Here is a 4,519-nt window from a genome sequence, read left to right as displayed (position 1 = left end):
GGAACGAGGACTTTCTCGTCAGCCTCATCTCGTGAAAATTAACTCACCCGATTCCCCTGCCCGCGACGTTGACGCCGATGCGCTCCGCCAGGGCCAACAGGTCGCAGTAAAGGTCGACATCGTCGAGAATGCCCCGCGAAGCGCTGGCAAGCACGAGATCTGTCGCGGGGATGCGATCGCCGAAGAGGACAACCGCGCGGGCACGATCATCCTGACGGGAAACCCAGCACAACCCTTCAATCGCGGGGCACTGCGCGTGGATGGCCTCGGCCCACGTCCGCGTGCCCGGATACTGGTCCTTTTCCGTATCGATGAGCTCGCCGCGGCGGACACCAAGCGCCCTCAGCGCAGTCGAGCTGAGGTCGACCAGCACCAAGTCGCGCTGGCACGTCACCGTCGAATAGACTTGCTCAGCGAGCTTCGCTTTATCGAAGGTCTTCAGTCCCGGTGCGAATGGCACGTCGTGGAATACCGTCTCCATCGCGGCGCAGTCGAAGTTCGTGCCGCCATAAAGCGTCGGGACGCTTGCGCAGGCCGCGTTCTGAATTGGGCTGAATCGTGCGTTGCCCTTGACGCCCGGATTGAAAGCACTCCCTCCGTAGAGGCTGAGGTGGATTCGGTGAATGACCCGGCCACGAGCCCAGATCATTGTCTTCACCAGTGTGCCGAGGTCGTCCTGGGGCTTGGGGACCTTTGTGCCCGCGACAAGCAGGCGTCGCGTCCGCAACTTCCTTTCAACCATGGACTACGCCGGCCACCTCGTCTTCGGCGGCGGCAACGAGGCGCTCGGGCTCGCTGATGAGCAGATCCTGAGGCCTCTCTCCGCCAAGGAAGCTGTTGACCGAGGCGAACCAGTAGGCGAGACCCCAATCGTCCTTTTTCCGCCGGAAGATGTGTAGAACCTTTGCCAGCGCCTTGACCGGCCGGAAGTCGGTCGATGGGTCCAGTGCGTATCCGGGGAAGTAGTCCACGCCGCGATGGCGCACGGCGAAGACCTGTCCCTCCTTCTTCCATTTGTTCGGCTGGGCACTGGGATTGCTGGCGCTGAAGCCGGCGACCTTCGCGACCTCCGCGGCTGTGAGCCAGTCGCCACTTTCCAGCACCGCCTTACGCGCATCTGCCACCATACGCGCCTCGACGAGCTTATGGTGTGGAGGAGGAATCTCCGGCACCAGTGCCTCGATGATTGAGTTGAATGCCTCATCTTGCCGGCGTTTGAGAATCGCACCGACCAAGGGTGCGAGGCCAGCGACCGTCTGGGCGAAGGCCTTGGCGGCGGATTCGCTGCCGTGCTCAATTGTCAGCGCGACGACCTGTTCCGCCTTCAGCCGGCAGAGCCCGGTTCGGACCTGCTCCGGCGTTCCCGTGAGCGTCCCAACACGGGAGAATTCAATTGTTTTGTTGGCAGCGACCATAGGTTCCGGCTCCCGTCTGGTTATCTTGGTTATCTATATAGCATGATAATCCTGATCATCAAGGACGACATGGCGTCATCATTCGGCAAACCGGTTGAGTTAGCTTCGAAACCGGCTATCTAGGTGCGCGACCGTCCATCTCGTCGTAACGCCGCCGGCCGGCGTCGAACGCATTCCGGGGCCGCTCTTCTTCAGCGCACGCTTGGATGCGACCATTTCGCTGCTCGGCGTTTCCTCCATCCCGCTGAACGGCGCTCCCTTGGCAATGTCGTTCGGCGGCGGCACGATATCACGCGGCAGGTTCACCCAGGCTCCGGCACGGGCACAAAGGTGAGCGTCGGCAGGGCGAAGACGTCTACCGGCGTCGGCGGTGGCCGCAATTCGATGAAGTCGCGCGGCCGTGGCTGCAGGAAGATCACGGCCACGGGCGGCGGATCGATGTCGAACTCGGCGGTCGTCGAAATAGAGCACGGGCCGGTCGACATAGACGATCTCTTCCGGCGGAGGCGGCGGCACGTAGTCATAGACTGCGAAACTGTGCGGCGAACCGGCCGCCGAGACTTGGCGAGGAAATCACGATAGGCGCCGCGCAGCTATCCCTGGTCAACGTCGCGCGCACCGACCACGTCGAAACCCGCCCCCTGCAATGTCTGGGCTATCACGCGCCGGCATCGTTGGCCGGCGTCGCGAGCGCCCCAAAGGGATAGGCGGCGTTGCCGATGACGAAAGCCAGGCGCTTTTGGCCCTGTGCCCGCGGCGTGGCCGCCGAACCGACCACGAAAAAGGCGACAACGAGAAGATCGAGGAATTTCTGAAGCGGCCGCATTGCAATCCACCATCCGTTCATATTGGCAACGCTCCAGAAGTCGGAACGTTTCCCAACCGCACAACTCGGCCCCGCAAAAAAGATGCCTATGGCTTTGTCATCTCCTGAATGGCGGACAGGAGCCACTCTCCTCCAGCCTCACGGGTGAAGGTCCATAGTTCCGTCGTCTCGACCGGATTGACGGGATCGCCATCTTCGATCGCCGACGTCTGACGATTGCGCATGACATCAACAGCCGACCAATGCAGTGCCACGGTCGCATAGTCGCGCGTACCCTCCCGCCACGCTTCGGCGACTTCACCGTTGAGGAATCGGAGATTTGATACCTCGTTCTTCAAACCCTTCGTCGCGTTGTCGGCCAACTCTTCGGAGAGGTAGGAGACCATTTCTGGCGTCGTCAGCCGGCGGAGCCCCTGATAGTCCTCGCGGGTGAACGCGGCCTGCACGTCCGGGAGAAGACGTTCGAACGTGGAAAGGTCGTTTTGGGTGATACCGATTTCGTCCGTCTTGGTCGCGCCATAGGCAGCGGCGGCGCCGGCGGTGGACGCTGTGTAGGCCGGCGCTACTGTTCGAGAGTTTTGTTGGCCGAATGGAAAGCCGCTTCCGACTGCCGCGGCAGAGCTGTGGTTTCGGTTGAAGAAACGCATCGCCACCATGATAAGCCCGCCAATCAGCAGCAGCTGGAGGACGAAGCTGAAGCCGCCGCCCAAGCCGCCGAATCCATGGCCAAACAGCATTCCAAAGATCCCATTGAAGACCAGCCCGCCGATGAGACCGCCAACGAGCCCCCCGCCAAACCTGCTCCAGAAACTCGGTCGCGTCTGAACGGGCGATGGCTGCACCGGTGACGCTGGACTTGGCCTGTTTGGCGTCATCGAGCGCTGAACTGGCGTCGTAGGCGGTGCAGTGGCGGTAGGGGCCGGCGCCTGGTATGTCCGGCTGCCGCGGCTGCCGAAGCTGCCGCCTCTGCGTGCCTCCGACGCATTGACCGACAAAATTCCAAAGACCGTCGCCAGAATCAACAGGGTGGAGAGAAATCTGAACGGCTTAATCATTTTCAAGGCCTGACGATGTGGAGGATGAACGGTATTTTCGCCTCGGGCGGTTCAAAGTCCGACGAAGATGGAAATACAATGAAGGCGATTCAAGCCGCGTCCGTCCAAATTACAAAACCGTAAGACTGGCGCAAAAAAATAGACAAACGCCTGGGCGTGGCATTGATCTCAACCAGAGGCTTCGGCCGGGAATCGGTAAGCGGACGCATACGCGAGCCAAACCAGGCGGCAAGAATGACCTCCGGTGCTTTCGGTGTAGCCTTCGAAAGTTCGGCCGCACGGCGAATGTGGAGCTGCGCGTATTGCGCTCGACCGAGTCGCGGAGGATCGATCTCGCAATCGGCTGGAACCTCGATCTTCTGGGCGCTTTTGTCGGCCAGTATCTTGATCCGATTTGTTGAGATCGATGGAGACCAATCGGAATAGAAGCCGGGCACCCGGCCCACAAAGAGTAACACATCCTCCACGGCGGAGGTGGCGACCATCTCCGCATACCATGCAAATCTGTCAGGGCGCACGAACAGGTAGAAGCCAATGCAGTCGGGCTTGGTTTCTTCGCGGAAAGCAATCTCCGAGGTGTAGCTTACGACGCCCCAAGCTACGCATTGTTCCTGCTCAGCGTCGACCGCGGATGACATTATCGAAAGACTGATGTCAGTAATTGTCCGGTCGGTTCCGAACATCGAGTAAGAGGGAGGCCACGTCGTGCCGAAAGGATGCAGTTTCGCGGATATGCCCTGCTTCGCGGTCACAGTGTTTATATCGTCTTGGGACGCATTTGGGAGTACGGACCCGACGGTCAACGTGTCATGCAGAGTCAGTTCGGTTGCCTTGAAATAGAGCGTCCATTCCCAAGGTATTTGATCGCGGCCAATCTTTTCGCCATCGGCGTCGACCTCCTGAAGTGACCACTCGTAGAGGTTCTTGTACGCGGACTCAGGACACAGAATGACTCGTCGATCGATATGGTTTTCCAAAGAAGCCTCCTTCCGCTGGGGCAAAGAGCAGAGTACGACTTCCGTTTCAGGAAAGCTAATGTGGAGACCTCTCGAGGGGTGGGGATGGAAGACATTTTTGCGCGGGTTCGCCGCACGTCGAAACTTGGCATCTAGGTGAAGTCCTGGCTGCGGAGGCTCCCGTCCGGAACGGGTTTCGGGGCGTTCGTCAGGCTGGTTTTTCGGTACCACGCTGCTGCGTATGGGGTGGTGGTGGTGGTGAGCAGA

The 4,519-nt window shown here is 60.2% G+C and carries 5 protein-coding genes and 2 pseudogenes; 1 reads left to right on the top strand and 6 read right to left on the bottom strand.

Annotation, left to right across the window (positions count from 1 at the left end; genetic code table 11):
- Positions 1–43 precede the first annotated feature (43 nt).
- Both ACWGTO_RS32775 and ACWGTO_RS32770 read right to left on the bottom strand, forming a co-directional pair.
- Positions 44–742, bottom strand: a complete 699-nt coding sequence (locus ACWGTO_RS32775; protein ID WP_454578850.1) for an RES family NAD+ phosphorylase — start codon at positions 740–742, stop codon at positions 44–46.
- Complete coding sequence (locus ACWGTO_RS32770; protein ID WP_454578849.1) at positions 735–1,415, bottom strand: hypothetical protein; 681 nt, start codon at positions 1,413–1,415, stop codon at positions 735–737. The genes ACWGTO_RS32775 and ACWGTO_RS32770 overlap by 8 nt, the downstream gene beginning before the upstream one ends.
- A gap of 127 nt (positions 1,416–1,542) precedes the next feature.
- Here ACWGTO_RS32770 and ACWGTO_RS32765 point away from each other — a divergent pair.
- A pseudogene (locus tag ACWGTO_RS32765) lies at positions 1,543–1,647 on the top strand (isopenicillin N synthase family oxygenase); the annotation flags it as partial.
- 70 nt (positions 1,648–1,717) lie between these two features.
- Here ACWGTO_RS32765 and ACWGTO_RS32760 read toward each other — a convergent pair.
- The 4 genes and pseudogenes from ACWGTO_RS32760 to ACWGTO_RS32745 all read right to left on the bottom strand — a co-directional run bounded on the left by ACWGTO_RS32760 (position 1,718) and on the right by ACWGTO_RS32745 (position 4,273).
- Entirely contained in the window at positions 1,718–1,900 is a 183-nt protein-coding gene (locus ACWGTO_RS32760) for a hypothetical protein (protein WP_454578848.1), read from the bottom strand.
- Between the two features lie 111 nt (positions 1,901–2,011).
- Positions 2,012–2,241: pseudogene (locus tag ACWGTO_RS32755) on the bottom strand (caspase family protein); the annotation flags it as partial.
- Between the two features lie 86 nt (positions 2,242–2,327).
- On the bottom strand, positions 2,328–3,296 hold the full coding sequence (locus tag ACWGTO_RS32750; RefSeq protein ID WP_454578847.1) for a Tim44 domain-containing protein: 969 nt from the start codon (positions 3,294–3,296) through the stop codon (positions 2,328–2,330).
- 89 nt (positions 3,297–3,385) lie between these two features.
- Positions 3,386–4,273, bottom strand: a complete 888-nt coding sequence (locus ACWGTO_RS32745) for a hypothetical protein (RefSeq protein ID WP_454578851.1) — start codon at positions 4,271–4,273, stop codon at positions 3,386–3,388.
- Between the last annotated feature and the right edge of the window lie 246 nt (positions 4,274–4,519).

It is taken from the genome of Mesorhizobium sp. PL10, assembly GCF_053714315.1.
This window is presented reverse-complemented; position numbering and strand designations above follow the sequence as displayed.